Source organism: Roseateles saccharophilus, from assembly GCF_031458095.1.
Lineage (GTDB): Bacteria > Pseudomonadota > Gammaproteobacteria > Burkholderiales > Burkholderiaceae_C > Pelomonas > Pelomonas saccharophila_A.
The window spans coordinates 581,882-608,441 of the sequence record NZ_JAVDXU010000001.1 but is presented as its reverse complement, the minus strand read 5'-3'; the positions used below and the strand labels follow the sequence as shown (position 1 = coordinate 608,441).

At 67.8% G+C, this 26,560-nt stretch carries 24 protein-coding genes, 2 tRNA genes and 2 pseudogenes; 14 read left to right on the top strand and 14 right to left on the bottom strand.

Annotated elements, in window-relative coordinates:
* Positions 1-110: 110 nt before the first annotated feature.
* Genes J2X20_RS02610 through J2X20_RS02590 form a run of 5 tightly spaced genes read right to left on the bottom strand, consistent with a single transcriptional unit; the run spans position 111 to position 5,686 of the window.
* A complete protein-coding gene (locus J2X20_RS02610) occupies positions 111-707 on the bottom strand; it encodes a TetR/AcrR family transcriptional regulator (protein ID WP_310260444.1) in 597 nt (198 codons plus the stop codon).
* Positions 704-1,762, bottom strand: coding sequence for a lytic murein transglycosylase B (gene mltB / locus J2X20_RS02605; RefSeq protein WP_310260442.1), 1,059 nt, complete (start codon positions 1,760-1,762; stop codon positions 704-706). Before mltB ends, J2X20_RS02610 begins: the two co-directional genes overlap by 4 nt.
* On the bottom strand, positions 1,759-3,780 hold the full coding sequence (locus J2X20_RS02600; RefSeq protein ID WP_310260439.1) for a transglutaminase TgpA family protein: 2,022 nt from the start codon (positions 3,778-3,780) through the stop codon (positions 1,759-1,761). The genes mltB and J2X20_RS02600 overlap by 4 nt, the downstream gene beginning before the upstream one ends.
* A complete protein-coding gene (locus J2X20_RS02595; protein WP_310260436.1) occupies positions 3,777-4,754 on the bottom strand; it encodes a DUF58 domain-containing protein in 978 nt (325 codons plus the stop codon). Before J2X20_RS02595 ends, J2X20_RS02600 begins: the two co-directional genes overlap by 4 nt.
* The gene (locus J2X20_RS02590) at positions 4,751-5,686 is read right to left on the bottom strand and encodes an AAA family ATPase (protein WP_310260433.1); all 936 of its coding nucleotides are present in this window, start codon (positions 5,684-5,686) and stop codon (positions 4,751-4,753) included. Before J2X20_RS02590 ends, J2X20_RS02595 begins: the two co-directional genes overlap by 4 nt.
* A 30-nt stretch (positions 5,687-5,716) precedes the next feature.
* On the opposite strand from J2X20_RS02590, the gene J2X20_RS02585 reads away from it, so the two are divergent.
* Both J2X20_RS02585 and J2X20_RS02580 read left to right on the top strand, forming a co-directional pair.
* Entirely contained in the window at positions 5,717-6,652 is a 936-nt protein-coding gene (locus J2X20_RS02585; RefSeq protein ID WP_310260430.1) for a histone deacetylase family protein, read from the top strand.
* A gap of 62 nt (positions 6,653-6,714) precedes the next feature.
* Positions 6,715-8,013, top strand: coding sequence for a mechanosensitive ion channel family protein (locus J2X20_RS02580; RefSeq protein WP_310260428.1), 1,299 nt, complete (start codon positions 6,715-6,717; stop codon positions 8,011-8,013).
* Positions 8,014-8,020: 7 nt separating this feature from the next.
* Here J2X20_RS02580 and ahr read toward each other — a convergent pair whose 3' ends face one another.
* On the bottom strand, positions 8,021-9,034 hold the full coding sequence (ahr, locus tag J2X20_RS02575) for an NADPH-dependent aldehyde reductase Ahr (protein WP_310260424.1): 1,014 nt from the start codon (positions 9,032-9,034) through the stop codon (positions 8,021-8,023).
* 141 nt (positions 9,035-9,175) lie between these two features.
* On the opposite strand from ahr, the gene J2X20_RS02570 reads away from it, so the two are divergent.
* A complete protein-coding gene (locus J2X20_RS02570) occupies positions 9,176-10,195 on the top strand; it encodes a PEP-CTERM sorting domain-containing protein (protein ID WP_310260421.1) in 1,020 nt (339 codons plus the stop codon).
* An 18-nt stretch (positions 10,196-10,213) separates the two neighbouring features.
* On the opposite strand, the gene J2X20_RS02565 is transcribed toward J2X20_RS02570, so the two are convergent.
* Together J2X20_RS02565 and J2X20_RS02560 are read right to left on the bottom strand one after the other, a co-directional pair.
* Entirely contained in the window at positions 10,214-11,065 is an 852-nt protein-coding gene (locus J2X20_RS02565; RefSeq protein WP_310260419.1) for a CE1 family esterase, read from the bottom strand.
* A 4-nt stretch (positions 11,066-11,069) separates the two neighbouring features.
* Complete coding sequence (locus J2X20_RS02560) at positions 11,070-11,531, bottom strand: GNAT family N-acetyltransferase (protein WP_310260417.1); 462 nt, start codon at positions 11,529-11,531, stop codon at positions 11,070-11,072.
* 83 nt (positions 11,532-11,614) lie between these two features.
* On the opposite strand from J2X20_RS02560, the gene J2X20_RS02555 reads away from it, so the two are divergent.
* Positions 11,615-11,899: a hypothetical protein gene (locus J2X20_RS02555; RefSeq protein ID WP_310260415.1), complete on the top strand. Its 285-nt coding sequence runs from the start codon at positions 11,615-11,617 to the stop codon at positions 11,897-11,899.
* Here the strand turns inward: J2X20_RS02555 and J2X20_RS02550 are convergent, their stop codons facing one another.
* A complete protein-coding gene (locus J2X20_RS02550) occupies positions 11,900-13,438 on the bottom strand; it encodes a fumarate hydratase (protein ID WP_310260413.1) in 1,539 nt (512 codons plus the stop codon). It abuts the gene before it with no gap.
* A gap of 111 nt (positions 13,439-13,549) precedes the next feature.
* Between J2X20_RS02550 and fumC the strand changes: the two genes are divergently transcribed.
* On the top strand, positions 13,550-14,941 hold the full coding sequence (gene fumC / locus J2X20_RS02545) for a class II fumarate hydratase (protein WP_310260410.1): 1,392 nt from the start codon (positions 13,550-13,552) through the stop codon (positions 14,939-14,941).
* Here the strand turns inward: fumC and J2X20_RS02540 are convergent.
* A complete protein-coding gene (locus J2X20_RS02540) occupies positions 14,938-15,516 on the bottom strand; it encodes a TIGR00645 family protein (RefSeq protein WP_310260407.1) in 579 nt (192 codons plus the stop codon). The genes fumC and J2X20_RS02540 overlap by 4 nt on opposite strands.
* 118 nt (positions 15,517-15,634) lie before the next feature.
* Between J2X20_RS02540 and acs the strand changes: the two genes are divergently transcribed.
* Both acs and J2X20_RS02530 read left to right on the top strand, forming a co-directional pair.
* On the top strand, positions 15,635-17,596 hold the full coding sequence (gene acs / locus J2X20_RS02535; protein WP_310260404.1) for an acetate--CoA ligase: 1,962 nt from the start codon (positions 15,635-15,637) through the stop codon (positions 17,594-17,596).
* A gap of 280 nt (positions 17,597-17,876) precedes the next feature.
* A complete protein-coding gene (locus J2X20_RS02530; RefSeq protein ID WP_310260402.1) occupies positions 17,877-18,755 on the top strand; it encodes a PEP-CTERM sorting domain-containing protein in 879 nt (292 codons plus the stop codon).
* Here J2X20_RS02530 and J2X20_RS29470 read toward each other — a convergent pair.
* The 3 genes and pseudogenes from J2X20_RS29470 to J2X20_RS02520 form a co-directional block, all read right to left on the bottom strand.
* Positions 18,727-18,825: pseudogene (locus tag J2X20_RS29470) on the bottom strand (PEP-CTERM sorting domain-containing protein); the annotation flags it as partial. The gene J2X20_RS02530 and the pseudogene J2X20_RS29470 sit on opposite strands and share 29 nt — an antisense overlap.
* An 81-nt stretch (positions 18,826-18,906) precedes the next feature.
* Positions 18,907-19,992, bottom strand: a pseudogene (locus tag J2X20_RS02525) (esterase-like activity of phytase family protein); the annotation flags it as partial.
* 269 nt (positions 19,993-20,261) lie between these two features.
* Positions 20,262-20,564, bottom strand: a complete 303-nt coding sequence (locus tag J2X20_RS02520; RefSeq protein WP_310260395.1) for a c-type cytochrome — start codon at positions 20,562-20,564, stop codon at positions 20,262-20,264.
* 59 nt (positions 20,565-20,623) lie between these two features.
* Between J2X20_RS02520 and J2X20_RS02515 the strand changes: the two genes are divergently transcribed.
* Positions 20,624-20,884, top strand: a complete 261-nt coding sequence (locus tag J2X20_RS02515) for a TIGR04438 family Trp-rich protein (RefSeq protein WP_310260388.1) — start codon at positions 20,624-20,626, stop codon at positions 20,882-20,884.
* 82 nt (positions 20,885-20,966) lie between these two features.
* On the opposite strand, the gene ilvD is transcribed toward J2X20_RS02515, so the two are convergent.
* Positions 20,967-22,649 (bottom strand): dihydroxy-acid dehydratase, encoded by a 1,683-nt coding sequence (gene ilvD, locus J2X20_RS02510; protein ID WP_310260386.1) that lies wholly within the window; start codon positions 22,647-22,649, stop codon positions 20,967-20,969.
* Positions 22,650-22,740: 91 nt separating this feature from the next.
* Here ilvD and J2X20_RS02505 point away from each other — a divergent pair, with 91 nt between their 5' ends.
* The 6 genes from J2X20_RS02505 (at position 22,741) to J2X20_RS02480 (ending at position 26,517) form a co-directional block, all read left to right on the top strand.
* Entirely contained in the window at positions 22,741-23,595 is an 855-nt protein-coding gene (locus J2X20_RS02505; protein WP_310260383.1) for a LysR family transcriptional regulator, read from the top strand.
* Between the two features lie 74 nt (positions 23,596-23,669).
* The gene (locus J2X20_RS02500; RefSeq protein WP_310260380.1) at positions 23,670-24,653 is read left to right on the top strand and encodes a tetratricopeptide repeat protein; all 984 of its coding nucleotides are present in this window, start codon (positions 23,670-23,672) and stop codon (positions 24,651-24,653) included.
* Between the two features lie 56 nt (positions 24,654-24,709).
* Positions 24,710-25,519 (top strand): prolipoprotein diacylglyceryl transferase, encoded by an 810-nt coding sequence (gene lgt, locus J2X20_RS02495; protein WP_310260377.1) that lies wholly within the window; start codon positions 24,710-24,712, stop codon positions 25,517-25,519.
* Positions 25,516-26,244, top strand: a complete 729-nt coding sequence (gene dnaQ, locus J2X20_RS02490) for a DNA polymerase III subunit epsilon (protein WP_310260374.1) — start codon at positions 25,516-25,518, stop codon at positions 26,242-26,244. Before lgt ends, dnaQ begins: the two co-directional genes overlap by 4 nt.
* A gap of 34 nt (positions 26,245-26,278) precedes the next feature.
* Positions 26,279-26,353, top strand: a tRNA-Val gene (locus tag J2X20_RS02485).
* A gap of 89 nt (positions 26,354-26,442) precedes the next feature.
* Positions 26,443-26,517, top strand: a tRNA-Val gene (locus tag J2X20_RS02480).
* Positions 26,518-26,560 lie beyond the last annotated feature (43 nt).

The following is a 26,560-nucleotide window of genomic DNA, read 5'->3' as shown; positions in this document are numbered from 1 at the left end:
CATGGAAGGCTCCAAAGGTTTTTCAGAGCCTTCATCGTCGGTTTTGGAGGGCTTTCGGGCTACTCGCATGGGCAGCCTCTCGGGCAGAGCGGCTTGCCCGGCGCCCTTGCTCACATTTGCGCGGCGCCCAGATAGCCGAAGACGGCCGCGGCGATGCGTTTTTCCAGGGCCGCGGCGTCGCTGTCGCCACGCAGGCCGGCCGCGTCGGTCAAGGCCCGGATGAGCTGGCCGACGTCGTCGGCCGCGCCTGCGACGTCCGGCTGTAGCGGCAGGCCGGGCATCTCCAGGATGCGCCGGATCAGTCCGGCAAAGCCGCTCTTGCCCTCCAGCACCTGGCGGGTCTCGGGCTTTTCCTCTTCCAGGTCCAGCAGCCTTGCCAGTTCGGCCCGATCGAGTTGCTGGCGCACGGCGGCTTGGATTAGATGCCGCAGCGCCGTGCGGCCCGAGGGCTCGGCCAACGCCGCGGCAGCGTCATCACGGAAGCGTTGCTTCTCGCGCTCCATCAACGCGATCAGCAGGGCATCCTTGCCGGGGAAGTACTGGTAGAGCGAGCCGATGCTGACGCCGGCGCGCTCGGCCACCGCATTGGTGTTGAAGGCCTCGAAACCCTGGGCTTCCAGGATCTGGGCCGCCGCCTCGAGGATGCAGGCCACCGTCTCGATGGCGCGCGGCTGTGTCGGCTGTTTGCGCGGCCGCAGTGTGCTCATCTTTGCTGCAAGCGCCGGGCTTTCACGGCCTGGCCCAATTCGATGACGGCCAAGGCGTAATAGGCCGACCAGTTGTAGCGCGTGACGACCCAGAAGTTCTGCGTGCCCAGCAGCACCGTGGGCGGCTTCTTCGGCCCGTTCTGCAATTCGATGACGGCCATGGGGCCGTCGTGGTCGCGCGCGGCCTCCGAGGGCAGGGCACCAGCGGCGCTCAGCTCGGCGGCCGTGAAGGTGGGCTTGATGTCGGGCGCCAGCAGCCGGGCGCGCTCGCGGCGGTCGGCCGGCAGCTTGACGCTGTAATGGGTGGCGTCGCCGGGCTTCCAGCCGTATTCCGACAGATAGTGGGCCACGCTGCCGATGGCATCCACCGGGCTGGCGATGAGGTCGATGCGGCCGTCGCCGTCAAAGTCCACCGCATGCTGGCGCCAGCTGCCAGGCATGAACTGTGGCAGCCCCAAGGCACCGGCATAGCTGCCGCGCACGTCGGCGGCGTCCAGGCCGTTCTCGCGGCAGAGCTTGAGGAATTCGGCCAGCTCGTTGCGGAAGAAGGTCTGGCGGTCGGCCGCACGGGGGTGTTCGGTGGGGAAGTCGAAGGCCAGCGTCGCCAGCGCATCCAGCACCTTGAAGCCACCGGTGATGCGGCCGTAGAAGGTCTCGACGCCGATGATGCCGACGATGACTTCGGCCGGCACGCCATAGCTGCTCTCAGCCCGGGCCAGCGCCGCTTCATGTTCGGCCCAGAAGGCCACACCGGCGTCCAGGCGCTTGGGCTCGATGAAGCGGTCGCGGTAGGCCGTCCAGTTCTTGGCCGTACCGACAGCAGCCGGCAGGATGAGCTGCTTCACGCGCGGCAGGTCCAGGGCCTGGGTCAGCTGCCCGCGCAGGGCGGCGGCGTCCCAGCCCTGGGCGCTGGCGAGTTCGTCGGCAAAGGCGATGACAGCGGGGCGCTCGCCCAGAGGCTCGGGCGGCGGCGCCGGTTTGGCGCGATGGGGCTTGGCGTGGACGGAACAGGCCAGCAGCAGGCTGGCCAGCAGGGGCAGATGTCTGAACTTCACGCCCGCAGCATACGGGCCGCCGTGCGGAACTCGCCCCAGGCCGGCGCCGGCGCACCGGGCGCGTAGCGCGAGCGCTCCAGCTTCTCCAGCCACTGCGCGGCCGGCTCGGCCTTCTGGCCATGCTGGCGGCGCAGGGCGCGAGCCCAGGCGGCGGGGCTTTCGTGGGCGGGGATGCTGACGCCGGCGCGGGCCAGCAGGGCGGCGATGCGGGCGCGCTGGCGGCTCCAGGCGTCATGCGGGCGGCTGCTCCAGCGTATCCAGGCCGCGCCGGCGACGGCCAGCGCGAGGATGACGCCGGCAAGCACCTGGCCGAGGCTGGTCCAGTCGCCGCGCTCGAAGCCCATCTTCTTGAGCAGGTCGAACTGGTTCTCACGCGAATAGTTCAGCACCAGCTGCTGCCAGCGGTTGTTGACGGTTTCCCAGCCATTGCGCATCGCCCGCCACAGCGTCGGGTTGATCTGGCCGATGACGCCGGGCTGCGGCCGCAGGGCCAGTCCCTGGATGACGCGGTTGGGGGCGACGGCGGCGGTCGGGTCGCTGCGCACCCAGCCGCGGCCCTCGACCCAGAACTCGGCCCAGGCGTGGGCATTGGCATTGCGCACGACGTAGTAGCCGTCCTGGGGCTCGGTGTCCCAGCCCTGGAAGCCGGTCACGATACGGGCCGGCACGCCCATGGCACGCATGACGACGACGAAGGCCGACGCGAAGTGTTCGCAGAAGCCCAGGCGCCGGTCCAACCAGAATTCGTCGATGACATGGGGCGACGTTTCACCGTAGCGCCCCGGGGAGAGGGTGTAGAGGAAGTCGTTGCCGCGCACATGGTCGAGCACGGCCGCCGCCAGCGCTTCAGCGCGCGGGCCAGGCGTGAGGCTGGCGAAGCGCGGCTCGGCGGCCAGCGCGGCGGCCCAGGCCTGGGTGCGCGGGTTCTGGTCGGCCGGCAGCTCCAGGTCGGTGGCTAGGTGCAGGCGCACACGCCTCTCGCCGGCTCGCCAGGCCACGTGGGCGCTGCCCTCCAACCTCAGCCTCTCGGTGATGGGCCGGGACGCCACCCACTGCAGCTCGGGGCCGCGTGTGAAGGTCAGTTCGGCCACCACCATCTGGTTGCCCACGGTGCCGGGGCTCATCTCCAGCAGTGGCAGCACCGAGATGCGCAGCGGCTCCAGCGTCATCTCGTAGCGCAGGGCCGGGCCGCTGGTGCCCAGTTCGTCGCGGCCACGCAGCCAGTTCTGGCTGGGACGTGGGTCGGGTGCGCGCCAGGTCTTGCCGTCGAAGCGGGTCAGCACCGGGCCGCGGAAGTAGCGCTGGTCGGGCGGCGGCAGCGGGCCGTCGAACTTGAGCCGCATCGCGATGCTGTCGTCGTTGGCAATCTCGTTCATCGCGCCGAATTCGAGCTGGTTGGACAGGCCGGTCTTGCCTATGGCCTCGGTGGGCACCCCCCACAGCGGCGCGACGCGCGGGAACAGCACGAAGAGCAGCACCATGACGGGCAGGCCCAGGGCCGTCGTGCCCGCGGCGCGGCGGGCCGCGATGGCGATGCTGGGCACACCGGTGGGCATCTGGGCCAGCACGACGGCCGCCAGCAGCCCCCACAGCGACACCAGCGACCAGACGGCCATCAGCAGCGACTGCGAGTACAGGAACTGCGTCAGCACCAGGAAGAAGCCGAGGAAGAAGACGACGAAGGCGTCGCGGCGCGCGCGCAGCTCCAGCGTCTTCAGCGCCATCAGCATCACCAGCAGCGTGATGCCGGCTTCGCGGCCGATCAGGGTGCGCAAGGTCAGCCAGGTCATGCCGGTGTAGAGCGCGATGACGGCCAGCAGCCACCAGCGGCCGGGCAGGGGGCGCTGGCGCCAGGCCAGCAGGCCGCGCCAGCCGAGCACGACCGCGGTCAGCGCGCTGCTCCACCAGGGCAGATGGCCGGCATGCGGGGCGACGACGGCCGTGATGACGCCGAGCAGGAAGAAGCTGTCGCGGGTGTCGCGCGGCAGGCGGGTCCACCAAGCAGTCAGGGCCTTCATGAACCAAATCCTGCCAGCGCTTCCAGGCAGGCCTGTCGGTGGGCCGCGCCGAGCGACGGCGCTATCTCCTGGCTGCCCAAGCGCAGGCCATAGGGCTGGCCCAGGCGCTCCGCGGCCAGCACCCAGGCAGCCAACCGCGACAGCCGTGCTTCGACGTCGCGGCCCTGGGTGTCGCGCCAGTCCAGCCACAGGTCCTGGGCCAGTGGCGCCTCGGTTTCGCGCACCCACAGCGGCAGGCCCTGGTCCAGGGCCAGGGCGGACTTGCGCCACAGGATCTGCTTCATGGAGTCGCCGCGGCGGTAGGCGCGCACGCCGGAGAAGTCGGTGCCGCTGCTGGCCCGGCGGGTCGACGCGGCATCGGCGGAGCCGGCCTCGGCCTGGGTGGGGAAGGGGGCCACCCCGTCTTCGGGGCGGGGATAGACCCAGACCTTGGCCGCCGGCCGCCAATAGCTCCAGGCGCGGAAGAAGCCCAAGGGGAAGCGCGTCGTCACGATGAGGCGGGGCAGCTCGCGCAGGCCGCGCCTGTCCGCCGGCAGGCGCAGCTTGAGCACGGCATGGCCCAGGGCCGGCACGTCGATCCAGGCCGGCTCGGTCACGCCGCTGTCGAGCTGGGCACTGACGGCGATGCCGAAGCGGTCGCTGCCGGGGTTGTGCAGGCGCAGCTCCAGCGCGTATTCGTCGCCAGCGTGCACGCCCTCGGGCGCCTTCAGGTCCATCTGCAGGCCGCGCAGGTTGGCGTGCGTCGTGTGCATGGAGGCCAGGCCGGCGCCCGTCAGCGCGAAGGTCAGCGCATAGCCCAGGCTGAGCTGCTCGTTGATGCTGGCCAGCAGCAGCACGCCCAGCGTGCCGCAGAAGGCCAGACCGGCCCAGGTCGGCACGATGTAGACGTTGCGCTGGGTCGTCTGGTGGGTGTCGGCGGGCGCTTGCCGGGCCTGCCACCAGGCCTGCCAGCGTTGGCGCAGGGCCTGGATCACGGCAAAGGCAGGGCTTCGATCATGGCCCGTACCTGCTCTCTCGCCCCACGACCGGCACCGGCGCGGGGCTGCAGGCGATGGGCGATGGTCTGGGGCAGGATGGCCTGCACGTCGTCGGGGGAGACGTAGTCGCGTCCCTGCAGCAGGGCCCGGGCGCGGGAGGCGCGCAGCACGGCCAGGCCGGCGCGCGGCGACAGGCCCTCGACGAACCACTGGCCCGAGCGCGTCGCGGCGATCAGGGCCTGCAGATAGTCCAGCAGCGGCGGCGCGGCATGGATGGCCTTGACGGCGGCCTGGGCGGCGATCAGTTCCGGCGGCGTCATGACGGCTTTGAGCGTCTTCAGTTGCTCGCGGCTGTCCTCGCCCATCAGCAGCTCGCGCTCGGCGGCGGCGTCGGGGTAGCCCAGGGAGATGCACATCAGGAAGCGGTCCAGCTGTGACTCCGGCAGCGGGAAGGTGCCGAGCTGTTCGCTGGGGTTTTGCGTCGCGATGACGAAGAAGGGCTCGGGCAAGGGGTGGCTGATGCCCTCGATGCTGACCTGGTGCTCCTCCATGGCCTCGAGCAGGGCGCTCTGGGTCTTGGGGCCGGCGCGGTTGATCTCATCGGCCAGCAGCACCTGGGCGAAGACCGGGCCGGGGTGGAAGGCGAAGCCGTTCTTCTCGCGTTCGTAGACGGAGACGCCCAGCAGGTCGCTGGGCAGCAGGTCGGCCGTGAACTGCAGGCGCGAGAACTTCAGGCCCAGGGAGATGGCCAGGGCATGGGCCAGCGTCGTCTTGCCGACGCCGGGCAGGTCCTCGATCAGCAGATGCCCGCCGGCCATCAGGCAGGCCAGGGAATCGGCGATCTGGGCCGGCTTGCCCTTGATGACCGTGCTAATCTGGTTTTGCAGGGACTGCAGTTGCCCTGCCAGCGTTCGTGATGGCGTCGTCATGGACCAGACCATAGCAAGAGACAACGGTAGATGCCCACCGCGTATTTCAATCCCCCCGAGTGCCGCCGTCACGACATGGGCGAGGGTCACCCCGAGTGCCCGCAGCGGCTGGCCGCCATCGACGACTGGCTGATCGCCTCGGGCCTGGGCCAGGCGCTGGAGTATGTCGATGCCCAGCCGGTCGACCTCAAGGACGTGGAACTGGCCCACACCCATGGCTATGTGGCCGAGATCGGCGCCATGCTGCGCGACTGCGCCGAGAAGGGCGAACGCTGTGCCGTCGACCCTGACACCTCGGCCAATGCCCACACCTGGGCCGCCGCCCTGCATGCCGCGGGTGCGGCGGTGCAGGCCACCGATCTCGTCATCGACGGCCGCGCCGACAACGCCTTCTGCTCGGTGCGCCCGCCCGGCCACCATGCCACGCGCGACCAGAGCATGGGCTTCTGCTTCTTCAACAACGTGGCCATCGCGGCCCGGCATGCGCTGGACGTCAAGGGCCTCAAGCGCGTCGCCATCGTCGACTTCGACGTCCACCATGGCAACGGCACCGAGGACATCATTGCCGGCGACGAGCGCGTGCTGATGGTCAGCCTGTTCCAGCACCCCCTCTATCCCTACAGCGGCGCCGTGCCCAAGGGCACCAACATGGTCAATGTGCCGCTGCCGGCCTACACGCGTGGCGGCGAGGTGAGGGAGATCGTCGAGGCCATGTGGCTGCCGGCCCTGGAGCGCTTCAAGCCGCAGATGATCTTCATCTCGGCCGGCTTCGACGCCCACCGCGACGATGACCTGGGCCAGCTCGGCCTCGTGGAGGCCGACTATGAATGGCTGACGCTCAAGATCAAGGCCGTGGCCGAGCGCCATGCCCAGGGCCGTATCGTGTCGGTCCTCGAGGGTGGCTATAACCTTCATGCCCTGTCGCGCAGCGTGGGCGTCCATCTGCGTGTGCTGGCCGACTTGTGAACCTTGCGGGACAGACCGCCCTCGCGAAGCGAGCAGCTCTGTCCCCAACTGACTAGAACTCGATGCATCAACCTCTCAGCCTGGCCGAGCTCCAGGCCTTGCTTGCCCGTGTCTTCAGCGCCGACGCCCTGGCCGAATGGGGCCTGCTGCTCGCCTGCCTGGCCCTGGCCGGCCTGCTGAGCTGGGCGCTGTCGCGCGCCATCGCCAAGCGCGAGAACAGCGTGCTGTTCGGCGAGCGCGTCATCGACGGCGCGCTCTTTCCGCTGCTCGCCCTGGGCCTGGCCTTTGGTGCACGCCGCTTGTTGCCGCTTTACGGCCTGGCGCCGGCCCTGTTCAAGCTGGCCCTGCCGGTACTGGTGTCGCTGGCCGCCATCCGCTTCATCGCCCGCGTGCTGCGCGCTGCCTGGCCCAACTCGACGGCCTTCAAGGCCCTGGAGAAGCTGGGCTCCTGGCTGGTCTGGATAGGCGCAGTGCTGTGGATCACCGGGCTGTGGCCGGTGCTGATGGACGAGCTGGACGACATCGGCTGGAAGTTCGGCACCGTCAAGCTGACGCTGCGCAACCTCATCGAAGGCGGGTTGACGGCGACCCTGGTGCTGGTGCTGGCGCTGTGGATCTCGGCGGCCATCGAGGCCCAGCTGCTGCGCCGCGAGTCGCTGGACCTGTCCATGCGCAAGATCGCCTCCAACGCGATCCGCTCCCTGCTGCTCTTCATCGGCCTGCTGTTCGCGCTGTCGGCGGCCGGCATCGACCTGACGGCCCTGGGCGTGCTGGGCGGGGCCCTGGGCGTCGGCCTGGGCTTTGGCCTGCAGAAGCTGGCGGCCAATTACGTGTCGGGCTTCGTCATCCTGGCCGAGCGGTCCCTGCGCATCGGCGACATGGTCAAGGTCGATGGCTTCGAGGGCCGGGTGACCGACATCAAGACGCGCTACACGGTGATCCGGTCGCTGGGCGGCAAGGAAGCCATCGTGCCCAACGAGATCCTGATCACGCAGCGGGTCGAGAACTCCTCACTGGCCGACCCGCGGGTGCTGCTGTCCACCACCGTGCAGGTGGACTACGACTGCGATGTCGACGCCGTCATGAAGGCGCTGGCGGCCGCCGTCGTCGAGGTGCCGCGGGTGCTGAGCGACCCGGGGCCGTCGGTGCAGCTGAGCCGCTTTGCCGACAGCGGCATGGAGCTCAGCGTCTTCTTCTGGATCATGGATCCGGAGAACGGCAGCGGCGGCGTGCGCTCGGACGTCAACCTCGCCGTGCTGCACACGCTGCGAGACCTCGGCGTGGACATCCCCTATCCGCAGCAGGTGCAGCGTCTGCCGAAGTCGGCGCTCGCGCCCGAAAGCCCGACGCCGCAGTCGTGACGGCTGCCTAGAAGTCCGCGTCCAGCACCACGCGGTAGCGCGCCTTGCCGCTGCGCAGATGATCCAGCGCGTCGTTGACGCGGCTCATGGAGAAGCGCTCGACCTGGGGCAGGATCTGGTGGCGGGCCGAGAACTCCAGCATGGTCTTCAGCACCGAAGGCGGCGGCGTCGGTGAAGCGGAAAGGCTCTTCTGCCAGCTCAGCAGGCCGCCGCTCTTCAGGCTCAGCGCGTCGGTGACGACGCCCACCAGGTGCATGCGGCCCTTGGGGGCCAGCGTAGCCAGCAGGGCGTCCCAGTTCAGCGCGGCGCCGACGGTGATCAGCAAAAAGTCCAGGCTGCCGGCGGCCGCCTTCAGCTCGGCCTTGTCGACGCTGGACAGGGTCTTGTGGGCGCCCAGGGCCAGGGCTTCGTCGCGCTTGGAGGCAGACGAGGTGAAGGCGGTCACTTCGCAGCCCCAGGCGCGCGCGAACTTGACGGCCAGGTGGCCCAGGCCGCCGATGCCGACGACGCCGACGCGGTCCGTGGGCTTGATGGCGTGCAGCACGAAGGGCAGGAAGACCGTGCCGCCGCCGCACATCAGCGGGCCGGCGGCGGCCGGGTCCAGCGCGTCGGGCAGGGGGACGGCCCAGCTCCAATGGGCGCGCAGCCGGTCGGCAAAGCCGCCGTGGCGGCCGATCAGCGTCGGCTGGCGCTTGCCGCACAGATGCTGTTCACCGCCCAGGCAGAAATTGCAATGCGTGCAGCTGCTGCTGTGCCAGCCCACGCCGACGCGTTGGCCGATCTGCCGGCCCTTGGCATGAGCACCCATGGCGGTGATGCGGCCGACGACCTCGTGGCCGGGCACGACCGGGTAGGCCGCCGGGAACCATTCGCTGTCGATCATGGCGAGGTCGGAATGGCAGATGCCGCAATGCTCGACCGTGATCTCGACGTCCTCGTCGCCCAGCGGGCCGGGGTCGTAGTCGAAGGGCTGCAGGGCGCCGCCGGGGGCGAGGGCGGCATAGGCGCGGATGTTGGGCATGCGGGTCTCCGGGACGGGTATCGGGCGATTGTGCAGGCCGCGCGAGGCGGCATCTAGGCGTTCTCCCGGCCCCGCAACTGTGGGGATTCGCGGCGTGCGGTGGCTGGACATCATCGCGGGCATATCCAAACAGGAGGGGCCATGCAGAACGCATTCAGGCAGCAACTCGTCCGCGGCATTGCGCTGCTCAGTCTGGCAGGCGCGGCCCTGCCGGCGCTGGCAGTGCCGGTTGCGATCTCCAACGCGGCCTATGCCGCCAGCTATGTGCGCGACTGCCGCAGCGCCGCGGCCCGCACGGCCGGTGCCACCACGCCGGACAAATGCGAAGTCAACGGCGACTTCAGCGCCACCATGATGGAGATCCAGCAGCAGAACGTGTCCGGCGGCTTCACGGCGGCGGTGTCGGCCACGAATCCGCTGGGCATCGCCGGCGGCCAGGCCACGCGTTCCAGCATCGATGCCTCGGGCGCGGCCGGTACGCTGATCCTCAAGCAGGGCGCCTTCTCGGGCACCAGCTATTCGCGCGTCTCGGGCCATTCGCTGGGCCTGCAGAGTTTTCTGTTCAGCGGCACGACGGGCGAGCACCGCGCCATCCAGAACCATCTGGACTTCACGTCCAACGTCGCGCCGGTGCCTGACCTCAATGTGCCCGCCCCGGGCGGCCTCATCACCGACCCGACGGTCTATGCCAAGACCCGGCTGACGGTGTTCTCGCTGTCGGCCGCCGCCTTCGATTACGACTACGACCTCGGCCTCGAGCCCCAGTCCACCGGCTACTGGAGCCAGGCGGAGTCGCGCGCTGACTTCCGGCTGGAAGGCGTGTCCGAGGAGAACGGCATCCTGGCCTCGGGCGACACGACCTATCTCGACATCGTGATGGAAGCGGGGCGCTACTACTTCGTCGAGTCCTATCTCGGCCTGTGGGCGCGCTTTGGCGGCGTGCTCGATGCGACCCACACCCTCACGACGACACTGGGCAAGCTCGACCCGGGCGGGGCCTTCGTGGCCACCGACGCCGACTTCCAGGCGGCCGCCGCGCTGAGCTCGCCGGTCGTCGACATCGTCAGCGTGGGCACCGTGCCTGTGCCCGAGCCGGCCAGCCTGGCCTTGATCGGCCTGGCCCTCGCGGCCCTGGCCGGAACGCGCCGCCGCCGCGGTTGAGGCGCGCCCGCTGCCGACCTAGCGCAGCGGGTGGGCCTTGAAGAACTGCCAGATCACGGCCGTGGCATCGACCTCGGTGCGCGGCCAGACATGGCCCATGCCGTCGATGCGCAGCAGCTTCACCTCGGCGTCGCGCTCGCAGCCGGCGTAGCGCAGGGTCTGCAGCGGCCCGGCCTGCTTGTCCTGCACCAGCTTTTGCTGGCAGCGGTTGTGAGCCGCCCATCCGGCCAGCGCCTCGGGCACGCTCTCGACCCATTCGGCGCCACGGTCGCCGTGGCCTTCATAGGCGTTGGTGAAGTCGGCCAGGCCGTGCACCGTCAGCACCGGCACCGCGCGGCCCGAGCAGGGACCGAACCAGCGCAGCCCGCCCACCGGCGCGATGGCCGCGATGCGGTCGTTCAGCCGGCAGCCCAGCAGCGAGGACATGCGTCCGCCGCCCGAGAAGCCGGTGGCATAGACCCGTGCCGGGTCGATGCAGCTGCGGGCGGCGATGTCGTCGATGACGTCGGACACGTATTGCACATCGTCGGCGCGCGGCGTGAAGACGGGCACGTTCCAGCGCGAGTCCTCGGCCTGCAGGGTGGCGACGGCAAAGCCCTCGCGGGCCGCCAGGGCCTCGAAGCCGGTCTCCTTGGCTCGACCGGTGGTGTTGCCACCCGTGCCGTGCAGGTCGAAGACCAGCGGCAGGCGGGCCTGGCCGGCGGCGTTGGCGGGCACGAAGAGGCGGTAGATGCGTTTGCGGCCACCCGAGGTCAGCTCGCGTATCTCGCCGTTGACCGGCGTCAGCGAGCAAGTGGCCGGCGTCGCCTGCGCGCGGGCCAGCGCGGGCAGCGCGCACAGCAGCAGGGCGGTGATGCAGAGCAGTCGCATGTCGTCAGGCCACGTCGCGCGCGTAGACGATGAAGCCCACGTGGTGGGCGACCTTGTCGTAGAGAGCGCGGCCGGCGGCGTTGGTGGTATGGGTCTGCCAGTAGACGCGCTTGATGCCGGCGTCGCGTGCAGCGGCGTAGACGGCCTCGATCAGCTGCCGGCCCACGCCTTTGCCACGAGCCTCCGGCGTCGTGAACAGGTCCTGCAGATAGCAGGTCAGCTCGATGCGCGTCGTGCTGCGGTGGTAGAGGTAGTGGACGAGGCCGAGCAGCTGGCCGGCTCCATCTTCGGCCACGAGGGCGTGGACGGGTTCGGCCGCATCGAAAAAGCGGGCCCAGGTCGTCTCGGTGATCTGGTCGGGCAGGGCGGTCTCGCCGGCGCGGCCGTAGAAGGCGTTGTAGCCGTCCCAGAGGGGCTGCCAGGCGGTGCGGTCGGTGGGTTGGAGGGGGCGGATCTGGATGCTCATCGTGAAGGATTGTGGAGGCGATGCATACATTGGCTTCACTTTTTGCCGTCAGCATGCCATCACCGATTCACGAAGGACCCACGATGAAAACCCGTCTGCTTCTCAGCCTGCTTTTCGCTGCCGCCGCGGCGAGCGCCCAGCCTCAGGGCGGCCCGCCGCCCGGTGGCGAACACCGCGGCCCGCCGCCCGAGGCCCTGGCCGCCTGCAAGACGGCCAAGGCCGGCGCGGACTGCAGCTTCACGCACGAGAGCCGCACCGTGAAGGGTAGTTGCTGGGCGCCCGAGGGCCGGCCGCTGGCCTGCCGCCCCAAGGACATGCCGCCGCCCCCGCCGCCGGGGGCTTCGGCATCGCCGCCGCCCAAGCGCTGATCAGGCCGTCGCGACCGGGATGCTCAGCGGCTTGCCGGAAGCAATGCGCTGCTTCCACTCGGCCGGGCCGGTGATGTGGGCGCTGGTGCCGGTGGCGTCCACGGCCACGGTGACGGGCATGTCCACCACGTCGAACTCGTAGATGGCTTCCATGCCGAGGTCCTCGAAGCCGACGACCTTGGCGCCCTTGATGGCCTTGCTGACGAGGTAGGCCGAGCCGCCCACCGCCATCAGGTAGGCGCTCTTGTGGTTCTTGATCGACTCGATGGCGACCGGGCCGCGCTCGGCCTTGCCGATCATGGCGATGAGGCCGGTCTTGGCCAGCATCATGTCGGTGAACTTGTCCATGCGCGTGGCGGTGGTCGGACCGGCCGGGCCGACAACTTCCTCGCGCACCGGGTCGACCGGGCCGACGTAGTAGATCGCGCGGTTGGTGAAGTCCACCGGCAGCTTCTCTCCCTTGGCCAGCATGTCCTGGATGCGCTTGTGGGCGGCGTCGCGGCCGGTCAGCATCTTGCCGTTCAGCAGCAGCGTCTCGCCGGCCTTCCAGGTGGCGACTTCTGCCGGCGTCAGCTTGTTCAGGTCGACGCGCTTGCTCTTGTTGTAATCGGGCGCCCAGTTGACGTCGGGCCACAGGTCCAGGCTGGGGGCCTCCAGATAGCTCGGGCCGCTGCCGTCCAGCACGAAGTGGGCGTGGCGGGTAGCCGCGCAGTTCGGGATCATGGCGATGGGCTTGCTGGCCGCATGCGTCGGGAAGGTCTTGATCTTCACGTCCAGCACGGTGGTCAGGCCGCCCAGGCCCTGGGCGCCGATGCCGAGAGCATTGACCTTCTCGTAGAGCTCGACGCGCATTTCCTCGAGCTTGTTCTGCGGGCCGCGCTGCAGCAGCTCGTACATGTCGATGTCTTCCATCAGCGCCTGCTTGGCCAGCAGGGCGGCCTTCTCGGCCGTGCCACCGACGCCGATGCCCAGCATGCCCGGCGGGCACCAGCCGGCGCCCATGGTGGGCACGGTCTTCAGCACCCAGTCGACGATGTCGTCGCTGGGGTTGAGCATATAGACCTTGCTCTTGTTCTCCGAGCCGCCGCCCTTGGCCGCGACGATGACGTCGACCGTGTTGCCGGGCACCAGCTCCATCTGCACGACGGCGGGCGTGTTGTCCTTGGTGTTCTTGCGGGCAAAGATGGGGTCGTCAAGGACCGAGGCGCGCAGCTTGTTGTCGGGGTTGAGATAACCCTGGCGCACGCCTTCGTTGACGGCGTCCTCGATGCTGCCGCTGAAGCCTTCCCAGCGCACGTCCATGCCGATCTTCAGGAAGACGTTGACGATGCCGGTGTCCTGGCAGATGGGCCGCTTGCCTTCGGCGCACATGCGGCTGTTGGTCAGGATCTGGGCGATCGCGTCCTTGGCGGCGGGGCTCTGCTCGCTTTCGTAGGCGCGGGCCAAGTGGGCGATGTAGTCGGCCGGGTGGTAGTAGCTGATGTACTGCAGGGCGGCGCTAACGCTGTCGATGAGGTCTTGCTGGCGGATCGTGGTCATTTGGAGGGCAGACAAGCTTGGGGGCAACCCGAATTATCGGTGGCCCCGGCGATGAGAAGGGTTCTCATGCTGGCTATGCTGAAAACCAACCCCGCCTTCGTGAGAACCGTCATGAGCAGCCCCACCCGCATCGAACGCGACACCTTCGGCCCCATCGAGGTGCCGGCCGACAAGCTGTGGGGGGCGCAGACGCAGCGCTCGCTGCAGAACTTTGACATCTCTGGCGAACGCCAGGCGCCCGAGCTGATCCGCGCCCTGGCCCGGGTGAAGCGGGCTTCGGCCGTCGTCAACCAGGCCCTCGGGCTTCAGGACGCCAGCAAGACCGAGGCCATCGTCGCCGCGGCCGATGAGGTCATTGGCGGCCAGCATGTCGACGAGTTCCCCCTCGTGGTCTGGCAGACCGGCTCGGGCACGCAGACCAATATGAACGTCAACGAGGTGCTGGCCAACCGTGCCAGCGAGCTGCTGGGCGGCGAGCGCGGCGAGGGGCGGCTGGTGCACCCCAACGACGACGTGAACCGCAGCCAGAGCAGCAACGACGTCTTCCCGACCGCCATGCATGTGGCCGCCGTGCAGGCCCTGCAGGAGCGCCTGCTGCCGCCGCTGCGGGCCTTGCGCACGACGCTGCAGCAGAAGGCCGAGGCCTTCGACGGCATCGTCAAGATCGGCCGCACCCATCTGCAGGACGCGACGCCGCTGACCCTGGGCCAGGAGATCTCGGGCTGGGTGGCCCAGCTCAACCAGGGTGAGCGCCATGTGTTGGCGGCGCTGCCGCATCTCTACGAACTGGCCCTGGGCGGCACGGCGGTGGGCACCGGCCTGAACGCGCCCAAGGGCTATGCGGAAGCGGTCGCGGGCGAACTGGCGCGGCTGACCGGCCATCCTTTTGTGACGGCTCCCAACAAGTTCGAAGCCATGGCGTCGTGTGACGCCCTTGTGCATGCCCACGGGGCGCTGAAGACGCTGGCTGCCAGCATGAACAAGATCGCCAACGATGTGCGCTGGCTGGCCAGCGGCCCGCGCAGCGGCATCGGCGAGATCAGCATCCCGGAGAACGAGCCCGGCTCGTCCATCATGCCGGGCAAGGTCAACCCGACGCAGAGCGAGGCGGTGACCATGCTGGCCGCCCAGGTGATGGGCAATGACGTGGCCATCAACATCGGCGGCGCCTCGGGCAACTTCGAGCTCAACGTGTTCCGCCCCATGGTCATCCACAACTTCCTGCAGAGCGTGCGCCTGCTGGCCGACGGCATGGCCAGCTTCAATCGGCACTGCGCCGTGGGCATCGAGCCCAACGAGGGTCGCATCGCCGAGCTGGTGGAGCGCTCACTGATGCTGGTGACGGCGCTGAACACCCATATCGGCTACGACAAGGCCGCCCAGATCGCCAAGAAGGCCCACAAGGAAGGGACCAGCCTGCGCGAGGCCGCGCTGGCGCTTGGCCATGTGACGGCCGAGCAGTTCGATGCCTGGGTCGTCCCCGGCGCGATGGTCGGTCGCTAGTGCGACTGGGCTGGCGCCAGCAGCCGGTCCGTATAGGCAATCGCGATGGCCGACAGCAGGAATGCCAGGTGGATGATGGTCTGGTACATCAACACCTTCTCGTCGTAGTTGGCCGCGTTGATGAAGGTCTTCAGCAGGTGGATGGAGCTGATGCCGATGATGGCCGTGCCCAGCTTGACCTTGAGTACCGAGGCGTTGACATGGCTCAGCCACTCGGGCTGGTCGGGATGGCCCTCCAGGTCCATGCGTGAGACGAAGGTCTCGTAGCCGCCGACGATGACCATGATCAGCAGGTTGGAGATCATGACCACGTCGATGAGGCCGAGCACGACCAGCATCAGCACCGTCTCGTTCAGAGAAACCAGGGTCTCGCCCTTGTAGCCGATGCTCTTGACCAGGGTCTCCAGCGCATGGGCGTTGCCGAAGGCCGCCTCGATGAGGTGCACCAGCTCGGTCCAGAACTGATAGACGTAGACCGCCTGGGCCAGGATCAGCCCCAGGTAGAGCGGCAGCTGCAGCCAGCGGCTGGCGAAGATGAGGCGGGGCAGGGGGCGGAGCTGGGGATCGTGGGGCATGGAGAATGACCGAGCAGAATTGCGGGAAATTCTAGGTGGCGTGAATGACATCCTGCCGTCAGGGCATCGTCAGACGGCCAAAGCACAGTCCGCGCCAAGCAACCAAAGGAGACACGCCATGAGCACGCTGAACACCTATGCACCCAGCCCCGCGTGGGTCGCCAACGCCCATGTCAAGGGTGAGGCCGGCTACGCAGCGCTTGTGGCGGAAGCCGAGAAGGACTACGCCGGCTACTGGGCCCGCCTGGCCCGCGAGCTGCTGAGCTGGCAGACGCCATTCACCAAGACGCTGAACGACAGCGACGCGCCCTTCTTCAAGTGGTTCGAGGACGGCAAGCTCAATGTCTCCTACAACTGCCTGGACCGCCATGTCGAAGCCGGCAAGGGCGGCAAGACGGCCCTGATCTTCGAGGCCGACGACGGCACGGTCACCAACGTCACCTACGCCGAGCTGCTGGCCAAGGTCGGCCAGCTGGCCAATGCGCTGAAGGCCCGCGGCATCAAGAAGGGCGATCGCGTCGTCATCTACATGCCCATGTCGGTCGAAGGCGTGGTGGCGATGCAGGCCTGCGCCCGTATCGGCGCAACGCATTCCGTCGTGTTCGGCGGCTTCTCGGCCCAGTCCCTGCGTGACCGCGTGCAGGACGCCGGCGCCGTCGCCATCCTCTGCGCCGACGAGCAGCAGCGCGGCGGCAAGTCCCTGCCGCTGAAGGCCATCGTCGACGAGGCCCTGGACGGCGGCTCCTGCCCGACGCTGAAGGACGTCATCGTCTACCAGCGCACCGGCGGCAAGATCGCCTGGGTCGAGGGCCGCGACCTGTGGCTGCACGAGCTGATGAGCGCCGAGTCGACGAGCTGCGCCCCCGAGTGGGTCGAGGCCGAGCATCCGCTTTTCCTGCTCTACACCTCGGGCTCCACCGGCAAGCCCAAGGGCGTTCAGCACAGCACCGGCGGCTATCTGCTGCATGCGGCCCTGACCACCAAGTGGACCTTCGACCTGAAGGACGACGACGTCTTCTGGTGCACGGCCGACATCGGCTGGGTCACCGGCCACACCTACATCACCTATGGTCCCCTGGCCCTGGGCGGTACCGAGATCGTCTTCGAAGGCGTGCCCACCTACCCGGACGCCGGCCGCTTCTGGCAGATGATCCAGAAGCACAAGGTCACCATCTTCTATACGGCACCGACCGCCATCCGCTCGCTGATCAAGGCGGCCGAGAGCAACGAGGCCGTGCACCCGAAGAAGTACGACCTGTCGTCGCTGCGCCTGCTGGGCTCGGTGGGCGAGCCCATCAACCCGGCCGCCTGGGAGTGGTACCACCAGCATGTGGGCGGCGGCCGCTGCCCCATCGTCGACACCTTCTGGCAGACCGAGACCGGCGGCCACATGATCACGCCGCTGCCGGGCGTGACGACGCTGGTGCCGGGCTCCTGCACGCTGCCCTTCCCGGGCATCACGGCGGCCATCGTCGACGAGACCGGCAATGACGTGCCCAATGGCCAGGGCGGCATCCTGGTCGTCAAGAAGCCGTGGCCGTCTATGATCCGCACCATCTGGGGCGACCCCGAGCGCTTCAAGAAGAGCTACTACCCGGCCGAGCTCAAGGGCTACTACCTGGCCGGCGACGGCGCCATCCGCGACGCCGAGACGGGCTACTTCACCATCACTGGCCGCATCGACGATGTGCTTAACGTGTCGGGCCACCGCATGGGCACGATGGAGATCGAGTCGGCCCTGGTCAGCTGCACCGAGCTGGTCGCGGAAGCGGCGGTCGTGGGCCGTCCGGACGACACGACGGGCGAGGCCATCTGCGCCTTCGTCGTGCTGAAGCGCCCGCGTCCCACGGGCGACGAGGCCAAGGCCATTGCCAAGCAGCTGCGCGACCATGTGGCCAAGGAGATCGGCCCCATCGCCAAGCCCAAGGACATCCGCTTCGGCGACAACCTGCCCAAGACCCGCTCGGGCAAGATCATGCGGCGGCTGTTGCGGTCGGTGGCCAAGGGGGAGTCGGTCACGCAGGACACCAGTACCTTGGAAAATCCCGCGATCCTTGAGCAATTGGGTCAGGCCTACTGACCCGTTTGCTCAAGCCGCGCGACAGCGCGGGGAGGCGCAGCCGACAGCGGGATTTGGGGAGCACTCATGTGGCTCGCCACGTGAGTGATCACCACAACCCAACCATCCTGGAACAGCTGGGCCAGGCTTACTGACCCCGCAAGGCGGTGGGTGCCCCTCCACAAAGCGAGGGACGAGTACTGAAAGAGACCCTGTGGGGCCTCTTTTCATTGCCAAACAGGGGATGGCCCGGCCCATCCCTTTTCGCTTTCATGGCGTGGCCACAGCCGGAGTTCACGCCATGACCTTCCCCGCTCGCGTTTCTCGCCTTGCATGGCTGCTGCTCGCCGCGAGCGCCGCGGTTTCCAGCCAGGCAGCGGTCACCGGGCGATTGCATATCAATGGCGGCAGCAGCTTCCAGACGAGCGGGCTGTTGCCGGACAAGGTCTTCACCTTCCACGACGAGGCGGAGCCGCCGCAGACCTTGTTCTTCCAGCAGTCGTTCAACAGCAGCCAGAGCCCGCCGCAGATCATCTATGGGCGCATGGCCAACGCCAGGATGGACGGCAGCGATGGGGTGCTGTCCGCCTATGTCGATGCCGAGCTCAAGGGGATCCCGCCGCGCTCCGATCCTGGGTTGGGCATCTATGCGGAGGCCAAGCTGAACGGGCAGGACTACTTCACCGTCACGTCAGGCTTGCTGCCGGTCGGCGCGCTCACGCAGCTGAGTTTCGACCTGGACGTCATGGGCAACGGCCGGGCCTTTGCAGACTTCAAGGTGGCCGAGATATTTACCAACGGCGGCCAGTCCAACAAATTGACCCTGAGCTACAACGATCCTGGCAATGGCCTGGTGACGTCGACGACGCATGGCAGCTTCATGGCGAAGGTCGGCACCAGCTACTCCATCGAATATTCACTGACGGCCTCGGGCGGGGTGAGCATCTTCGGGCTGAGCAGCGCCAACCCGGTCAAGTTCATCGTGTCGGACTACTTCCACACGGCCCATGTCTATGCCCAACCGGATGCGCCGAACGTCGTGCTGCAGACGCTCAGCGGGCATGACTACGCCCAACCCGTGCCGGAACCGGCCAGCGCCTGGTTGCTGCTGGCCGGCCTCGGGTTGACGATCTGGGTGCGGCGCCGGCGCTTCAGACGCGCTGGCGGTTGCGCAGCTTGAAGCCGATCAGGCCCAGCCCTCCCAGCAGCAGGGCATAGCTGCCCGGCTCAGGCACCGCCGACACATTCAGCGCCTGGTCCAGATGGATCTTCAGGAACTCGGTGTTGTCCGAGCCGAGGTTGCGGCCGCCGGTGCCGGGGTAGTTGTTGTCGTTGGCCACCAGCAGGGTGTGAGCGTCCAGGATCAGCACACTCTCGATGGTCGTGAATGGGAAGGTGAAGGCGGCGCTGCCATCGCCGTTGAGATCATGCGGATCGGCGATGTTCATCAGGTCGACGACCTCGCTCTTGATGACGTTGCCGCTGCCGTCGACGTGGTTCAGGTCGATGCGGAAGATCTTCTTGAAAGGTGTGCCGCCGCCCGTCGCCGTGGCGCCATTGCGCTCGATGATGAGGAACTCGTGGTCGTTGATGGCCGTCATGTCGCCGATATTGGTGCCGGCGGCATCGAGCTTGTAGTTCCACTGCTGGCCCGTGTAGCTCTCCGTGTTGACGTCGAAGGCGTTGATGCGCAGCGTCTTGGCCGGGTCGCCCGTGACCGTGCCTTCCAGCAGCGTGTAGAGGCGGTCGCCATTGGGGTTGATGGTCATGCCCTCGAAGCCGTTGGAGCGGCCCAGCGTCGCGCTGGCGCTGCCGTTGATGACGGCCTCGTTCTGCGGCGACAGCACACCGAGCATGCCGATCTCGCGGCGCTGCACCACACCCTGGGCATTGGTCTTGACCAGGTAGGGGCCGAACTCGTCGCCGAACCAGAGGTTGCCGTTCTTGTCCTTGCGCACCGATTCGATGTCGAGGTCGGCGCCGGTCAGCTGGCGGTTGGAGCGAATGCTGGCATCGACCAGCGGGTTGGCCGCGCTGTTGTAGTAGCGGCTGTAGTCGGCCTGGATCTTGATGGACAGCAGATTGTTGGGGTCGGACAGACCCATGTAGCTGCCGGCCGTAAAGCCGGACATGGCGGCGCCGGTCGTGAAGTTGGCGGCCGATACCGTACCGGTGCCGCCGGCGGCTGTCTTGAAGTTCGGCGTGACGGCATACATGCGCAGCAGTGCGTCCGCCGAGTTTTCCTTGGCGCCGAAGCCGTTGTCGGGCATGAAGAGGTAGGTGCCTGCCTTGGGGCCGGCCAGCACGGCGGAGAAGCCTTGCACCGACTGCTTGTCCAGCAGCGGCAGCGGGTTGCCGCCGGCGCCGGTGGCGAACTGGCCGGTCGTCGGGCCTTCGGCGAAGGTATTGGCCGGCATCAGGGCCCAGCCTTCCAGCGTGGCCGAGGCGGCCTGCACGGTGCCACCGGCAGTCAGGGCGGCAAGGGTCGCCGCGAGGGCGGCGAGTTTCGGGGTGTGGGTCATGGGCGGCGCCGTCAAAGGCGCGCAGAAGGCCTGCGCGCGGCGGATTCTTGGAAACCGCCATGACTGCCCTGTGAAGCCGGCCATGGGCTGAAACGAAGTTCTAGGGATGCGCGCCTCAAATGCAAACAGGCCCCGCAGGGCCTGTTCTCGATGGGGCGACGGCCTTACTTGACCGTCAACACCCACTTGGCCAGCGTCTCGGCCTCGGCCGGGCTGACCTGGGTGTTGGCCGGCATGGGCACGGGGCCCCAGACGCCGGAGCCACCCTTGACGATCTTGTCGGCGAGCTTCTTGTAGGCGTCCTTGTCCTTGGCGTACTTGGCGGCCACGTCCTTGTAGGCGGGGCCGACGAGCTTCTTGTCCAGGGCATGGCAGGCCATGCAGTTCTTCTTCTGCGCCAGTTCCTGGTTGGCGAAGGCGGCGGGGGCGATGACGAGGGCGAAGCTGAGGATCAGGGCTTTCTTCATGCGAACCTTTCGGGGCGTTGGACTACAGTGGGTGCAAAGATACCTGAAGGAGATGCCGCATGGCATTCGTGTTGTTGGGTGTGCTCTTCATCGTGCTGCGCGCGGGCGGCTGGGTGCAGTTCCACAAGGACGATTTCTGGGCCTGGGCCATCGTGCTGTCGCCCTTTTTGCTCGCCGTGATCTGGTGGTGGTGGGCGGATTCCAGCGGCCTCACGCAACGCGGCGCCATGAATTCCCTGGAGGCCAAGAAGGAAGCCCGCCGCCAGCAGCTCATGGAGGGACTGGGGCAGGTCAAGCCGGGAACAAAGAAAAAGCGGTGACGCGCTAACGCCCCCGCTTCTCGGATCGTTGACGGCGATTCATTTCGAGTTGTGACGCCGGCTTGAAGCCCGGCGTGCCCACTCACTCGAATCGGTCAAGCACCGCCCCGGAACTGGCACTGGACGCGTTCTTCGCGAACTTGGCCAGCACGCCCCGCGTGTAGCGCGGCGCCGGCTTGACCCAGGCCGCACGGCGCTTGGCCAGTTCGGCGTCGTCGACGTTCAGATTGAGCAGCAACTGGTGGGCATCGATGGTGATGGAGTCGCCTTCCTGCACCAGGGCGATGACGCCACCTTCGTAGGCCTCCGGCGCCACGTGGCCGACGACCATGCCCCAGGTGCCGCCAGAGAAGCGGCCGTCGGTGATGAGGCCAACGCTCTCGCCCAGGCCCTGGCCGATCAACGCGCCGGTAGGGGCCAGCATCTCCGGCATGCCGGGGCCGCCCTTGGGGCCGAGGTAGCGCAGCACCATGACGTCGCCGGCCACAATTCTGTTGGCCATGATGGCGGCCAGGGCCGATTGCTCGTCGTCGAAGACGCGCGCCGGGCCGGTGATGACGGGGTTCTTCAGGCCGGTGATCTTGGCCACGCAGCCTTCGGGGCTCAGATTGCCCTTCAGGATGGCCAGATGGCCTTCTTCGTAGATGGGCTTGGCGACGGGTTGGATGACGTCCTGGTCGGCGCTCAGGGCCGGCACGTCGGCCAGGTTCTCGGCCACCGTCTTGCCGGTGATGGTGATGCAGTCGCCATGCAGCAGGCCGGCTGTCAGCAGTTCCTTCATGACGGCGGGTACGCCGCCGGCCTTGTGCAAGTCCACGGCCAGGTATTTGCCACTGGGCTTGAGGTTGCACAGCACCGGGATCTTCTTGCGCATGCGCTCGAAGTCGTCGATGGTCCAGTCCACCTCGGCCGCGTGGGCGATGGCCAGGAAGTGCAGCACCGCGTTGGTCGAGCCGCCCGTGGCCATGATGACGGCGACTGCGTTTTCGATGGCCTTCTTGGTGACGATGTCGCGCGGCTTCAGGTCGGCCTTGACGGCATCGACGAGGTAGGCCGACGCCTTTTTGACGTTCTCGACCACCTCGTCCTCGACGTTGGACATGCTGGACGAGTGGGGCAGGCTCATGCCCAGGGCCTCGAAGGCCGAGCTCATGGTGTTGGCCGTGTACATGCCGCCGCAGGAGCCGCTGCCGGGGATGGCGCGCTTCTCGATCTGGCAGAAGTCTTCCTCGCTCATCTTGCCGGCGCTGAACTGGCCCACGGCCTCGAAGACGCTGACGATGTTGAGGTCCTGGCCCTTGTAATGGCCGGGCTTGATGGTGCCGCCGTAGATGTAGATGGCCGGCACATTGGCGCGCAGCATGCCCATCATGCCGCCCGGCATGTTCTTGTCGCAGCCGCCGATGACCATGACGCCGTCCAGCCACTGGCCGCCCACGCAGGTCTCCACGCAGTCGGAGATGACCTCGCGCGACACCAGGCTGTACTTCATGCCTTCGGTGCCCATGGCCATGCCGTCGGAGATGGTCGGCGTGCCGAACAGCTGGGCATTGGCGCCGGCGGCCTTGAGGCCGATGACGGCGGCGTCGGCGAGCTTTTGCAGGCCGGAGTTGCAGGGCGTGATGGTGGAGTGGCCGTTGGCGATGCCGATCATGGGCTTGCCGAAATCGCTCTCCTGGTAGCCCATGCCGTAGTACATGGAACGGTTGGGCGCACGGGCGACGCCCTCGGTGATGTTCTTGCTGCGGCGGTTGGCTTCGCTCATGGCGGTCTCCTGGAGAAGCCGGCAGTTTGGCGCGGCCTGGTTCGCTTTTCAAATATATTGTTTGCTCTGCATTGATATGCATGGTGAATCAATGATCGAGTTGCGACCCCTCCAGCAATTCCTCGCCGTGGCCGAACTGCTGCATTTCGGCCGCGCCGCCGAGCGCCTGCACATGAGCCAACCGCCGCTGACCCAGGCCGTGCGCAAGCTCGAGGTCCAGCTCGGCGTGCAGCTCTTCGAGCGCAGCAGCCGCAGCGTGCGGCTGACGCCGGCCGGCGCGGCCCTGCAGGCCAGCGCGCAGAAGCTGCTGGCCGAAGCGGCTGCGCTGCCCTCGGAGGTGAGGGCGGTGGCCGACGGCCTGGCCGGCCGGCTGCGTCTGGCCTTTGTGTCGACGGTGGGCTTTGGCGGCCTGCCGCAATGGCTGCGCTCTTTCCGCGAAGCCTGTCCCCAGGTGGCCCTGAGCCTGCGCGAGGCGACGCTGGACGTGCAGCTGCGCGAGTTCGAGGCTGGCAGCATCGATGCCGGTTTCGTCATCCACACCCCGGGCGCGGCGCCGGCCGGCTTCCAGCGCCTGTCCATCGGCATCGAGCCTTTGGTGCTGGCCTTGCCGAGCAGCGATGAGACGCCCAGCGACGCCCAGTGCCTGACCGCGCCCCTGGTCATCTTCCCGCGCGAGGTGGCGCCGTCGCTGTACGACGCGATCCTGGCCCACCATGGCAGCGCCGGCGTGGCCCAGGAGGCCATCCAGATGCAGACCATCATCAACCTCGTGTCGGCGGCCATCGGCGTAGCCTGGGTGCCGGCCAGCCTGCAGGGGCTGCAGCGGGCCGGCGTCAGCTACCGCGACATGCCAGGGGCGCCCCAGGTCGAGACCAGCCTGATCTGGCGTGCCGATGCGCCACCCGTCGTCGCCCGCTTCGTCGAGCACGTGCGCACCCATGCCTGAAGTCATTGGTGCAAACCCGTGTCGTCCTGGGCATTGCCGAAGCGTTAACGAATTCACACTCTGGAGACCCCCGCATGACCCTTCGCCTGCTTCCCCTCGCCCTGGCCCTGCTGGCCGGCGCCGCCCAGGCCGACCTGCTCAAGGACCCGCAATGGCAGGGCTGGCTCGATGCCGGCAAGACGGCCGATCTGGTGCGCGCGGCCAAGGCCAAGGGCGATGACGACCAGGCCGCCGTGGCTCTTGCCCTGGCCGCCGTGGACGACAACGACGGCGCGCGCCTGGAAGCCGCCATTCCCGCCCTGCAGGCTTGCGTGGACAAACGCCCCACATCGGCAAATTCAGCTGGCTGCGCCTATGCCCTGGGCCGCGTCTACGGCCAGCAGGCGATGACGGCCAGTGTCTTCAAGATGCCCGGCCTGGCCACCAAGACCAAGGAACAGTTCGTCAAGGCGGTCGAACTCGATCCGCAGCTCTTCGAGGCGCGCACCGGCCTGACGCAGTTCTATCTGATGGCGCCCGGCTTTGCGGGGGGCAGCACGGCCAAGGCCAAGGAGCTGGCCGTGGAGGTGCAGGCGCGCCAACCCGAGCAGGCCAAGGTGCTGCGCGCCTTGCTGGCCATGAACGACAAGGACTGGACCAGCGCCGAGCGCGAGTTGACCGGCGTCAAGGCGGGCGACGACCATGCCCTGCAGCGCGAACTGCGCGGCGCCTGGACCCGAGTCGGCTTCGAGCACATGGAGCAGAAGAACTTTGCCAAGGCGCGGGGCGTGTTCGAGGCGCTGCAGCGCGACTACCCGGCGCATGCTGCCGGCCCCTATGGCCTGGGTCGCACCGCCCTGGAGCAAGGCCAGACCGACGAAGCCATCAAGTCTTTGGAGCGCGCGCGCAGCCTGGAAGGCGCCGAGCGCCTGCCCATCGACCACCGCCTGGGCCAGGCCCTGATCGCCAAGGGCGACAAGGCCGGCGCTAAGGCGGCCCTGGAGCGCTTCGTGCAGAACAAGCGCGCCAATCCGCGCAACGTCGACGACGCGAAGAAGCTGCTGGCCGGCCTGGCCTGAGCGGGTGGGGAGAGGGGCGCTGGCTATGATGCCGGCCGCTTCTCTTTGCATCGGCCATGCTGGTTCATCCTCAGTTCGACCCCATCGCCATCCACATCGGCTCCAAGGGCATCCATTGGTATGGCATCACCTATCTGATCGCCTTCGGCCTCTTCCTGTGGCTGGCCACGCTGCGTTCGCGCATGCCCCAGCACGCGGCCGTCGGCTGGACCAAGCGTGATGTCGACGATGTGCTCTTCTACGGCGTGCTCGGCGTCGTGCTGGGCGGGCGGCTGGGCTATTGTTTCTTCTACAAGCCCGCCTACTACGTCCAGCACCTGAGCGAGGTCATCCGCGTCTGGGATGGCGGCATGTCCTTCCACGGCGGCCTGCTGGGCGTGCTGCTGGGCCTTTATCTGTTCGGGCGCCGCCGCGGCCGCAGCTTCCTCGAGGTGTCCGACTTGGTCGCGCCCTGCGTGCCCACGGGCATCATGGCCGTGCGCCTGGGCAATTTCATCAATGGCGAGTTGTGGGGCCGACCGGCGCCGGCCGATCTGCCCTGGGCCATGATCTTTCCGCAGGCCAATGACGGCGGCATTGCCCGCCATCCCTCCCAGATCTACCAGGCGGCCGGCGAGGGCCTGCTGCTCTTCATCATCCTGTGGTTCTATGCCCGCAAGCCGCGCGCGACGGGGCAGATCTCGGGCGTCTTCATGATGGGCTACGGCGTGCTGCGCTTCGTCGCCGAATACTTCCGCGAGCCCGATGACTTCCTCGGCCTGCGCGCCCTGAACTGGAGCCAGGGCCAGTGGCTGAGCCTGCCCATGGTGATCGTGGGCGCCGCCCTCTTTGCCTGGGCCACGAAGCGCAACCAGAGGCCTGCATGAGACAGATCTTTTTCGATACCGAAACCACCGGCCTCGAGGCCGACAAGGGCGACCGCATCATCGAAGTCGGCTGCGTGGAGATGGTGAATCGCCAGCTGACCGGCAACAACCTGCACCTCTACATCAACCCCGAGCGCGCCAGCCACGAGGATGCGTTGCGGGTGCACGGCCTGACCGAAGCCTTCCTGTCCGACAAGCCCAAGTTCGCCGAGATCGTCGATCAGCTGCTGGCTTTTCTCTCCGGTGCCGAGCTGGTCATCCACAACGCGCCTTTCGACATCGGCTTCATCAATGCCGAGCTCAAGCGCCTCAAGCGTGGCGTGCTGACCGACCACGTCGGCGGCGTGCGCGACACCCTGTTGATGGCGCGCGACCTCTTCCCCGGCAAGGCCAATTCTCTGGACGCGCTGTGCCGTCGCCTGGAAGTCGACAACACCAAGCGCGTGCTGCACGGCGCGCTGCTGGACGCCGAGCTGCTGGCCGACGTCTACATCCGCCTGACGCGTGGCCAGGACGCGCTGCTCATGGATGACCATGGCGACGGCGGTGGCGGGGACAGCCATGCCACCGTCGAGGCCGTGGACCTGAGCCGTTTCGTGCTGCCGGTGCTGCATGCCAGCGAGGCCGAAATGGCGGCCCACGCCAAGCTGCTGACCGACCTCGACAAGGCGGCGGGCGGTTCCTGCAAGTGGCGTGTGCTGGAGCCCGCCCAACCCGTGGCATAATCGTGGGCTTCCCGGAAACGGGTCCGTTTTTCCAGGGCGGTTAGCTCAGCGGTAGAGCACTGCCTTCACACGGCAGGGGTCGCAGGTTCGAACCCTGCACCGCCCACCAAAACTTCGTTGTGAATCAACAAGTTGCGGTGCCCTGGAAACAGCCGAACACTCGGGTAGGCCAAAAGTAGGCCAAAGCGGTTTTTGATTGGGCGGTTAGCTCAGGGGTAGAGCACGTCCTTCACACGGACGGGGTCGGGGGTTCGAAACCCTCACCGCCCACCAATCGAAGACTTCAACAGACCGGCCTCGAGCCGGTTTTCTTTTT

Bases quoted from the DNA above. Each gene is read 5' to 3' on its own strand.
- J2X20_RS02570 (WP_310260421.1), top strand. From the start codon at position 9,176: ATGCAGAACGCATTCAGGCAGCAACTCGTCCGCGGCATTGCGCTGCTC.
- J2X20_RS02560 (WP_310260417.1), bottom strand. From the start codon at position 11,531: ATGAGCATCCAGATCCGCCCCCTCCAACCCACCGACCGCACCGCCTGG.
- J2X20_RS02600 (WP_310260439.1), bottom strand. From the start codon at position 3,780: ATGAAGGCCCTGACTGCTTGGTGGACCCGCCTGCCGCGCGACACCCGC.
- J2X20_RS02520 (WP_310260395.1), bottom strand. From the start codon at position 20,564: ATGAAGAAAGCCCTGATCCTCAGCTTCGCCCTCGTCATCGCCCCCGCC.
- J2X20_RS02590 (WP_310260433.1), bottom strand. From the start codon at position 5,686: ATGACGACGCCATCACGAACGCTGGCAGGGCAACTGCAGTCCCTGCAA.
- ilvD (WP_310260386.1), bottom strand. From the start codon at position 22,649: ATGAGCGAAGCCAACCGCCGCAGCAAGAACATCACCGAGGGCGTCGCC.
- J2X20_RS02610 (WP_310260444.1), bottom strand. From the start codon at position 707: ATGAGCACACTGCGGCCGCGCAAACAGCCGACACAGCCGCGCGCCATC.
- J2X20_RS02565 (WP_310260419.1), bottom strand. From the start codon at position 11,065: ATGCGACTGCTCTGCATCACCGCCCTGCTGCTGTGCGCGCTGCCCGCG.
- lgt (WP_310260377.1), top strand. From the start codon at position 24,710: ATGCTGGTTCATCCTCAGTTCGACCCCATCGCCATCCACATCGGCTCC.
- ahr (WP_310260424.1), bottom strand. From the start codon at position 9,034: ATGCCCAACATCCGCGCCTATGCCGCCCTCGCCCCCGGCGGCGCCCTG.
- dnaQ (WP_310260374.1), top strand. From the start codon at position 25,516: ATGAGACAGATCTTTTTCGATACCGAAACCACCGGCCTCGAGGCCGAC.
- J2X20_RS02550 (WP_310260413.1), bottom strand. From the start codon at position 13,438: ATGACCACGATCCGCCAGCAAGACCTCATCGACAGCGTTAGCGCCGCC.
- J2X20_RS02515 (WP_310260388.1), top strand. From the start codon at position 20,624: ATGGCATTCGTGTTGTTGGGTGTGCTCTTCATCGTGCTGCGCGCGGGC.
- acs (WP_310260404.1), top strand. From the start codon at position 15,635: ATGAGCACGCTGAACACCTATGCACCCAGCCCCGCGTGGGTCGCCAAC.
- J2X20_RS02500 (WP_310260380.1), top strand. From the start codon at position 23,670: ATGACCCTTCGCCTGCTTCCCCTCGCCCTGGCCCTGCTGGCCGGCGCC.
- J2X20_RS02580 (WP_310260428.1), top strand. From the start codon at position 6,715: ATGCATCAACCTCTCAGCCTGGCCGAGCTCCAGGCCTTGCTTGCCCGT.
- J2X20_RS02585 (WP_310260430.1), top strand. From the start codon at position 5,717: ATGCCCACCGCGTATTTCAATCCCCCCGAGTGCCGCCGTCACGACATG.
- fumC (WP_310260410.1), top strand. From the start codon at position 13,550: ATGAGCAGCCCCACCCGCATCGAACGCGACACCTTCGGCCCCATCGAG.
- J2X20_RS02555 (WP_310260415.1), top strand. From the start codon at position 11,615: ATGAAAACCCGTCTGCTTCTCAGCCTGCTTTTCGCTGCCGCCGCGGCG.
- J2X20_RS02505 (WP_310260383.1), top strand. From the start codon at position 22,741: ATGATCGAGTTGCGACCCCTCCAGCAATTCCTCGCCGTGGCCGAACTG.
- J2X20_RS02540 (WP_310260407.1), bottom strand. From the start codon at position 15,516: ATGCCCCACGATCCCCAGCTCCGCCCCCTGCCCCGCCTCATCTTCGCC.
- J2X20_RS02530 (WP_310260402.1), top strand. From the start codon at position 17,877: ATGACCTTCCCCGCTCGCGTTTCTCGCCTTGCATGGCTGCTGCTCGCC.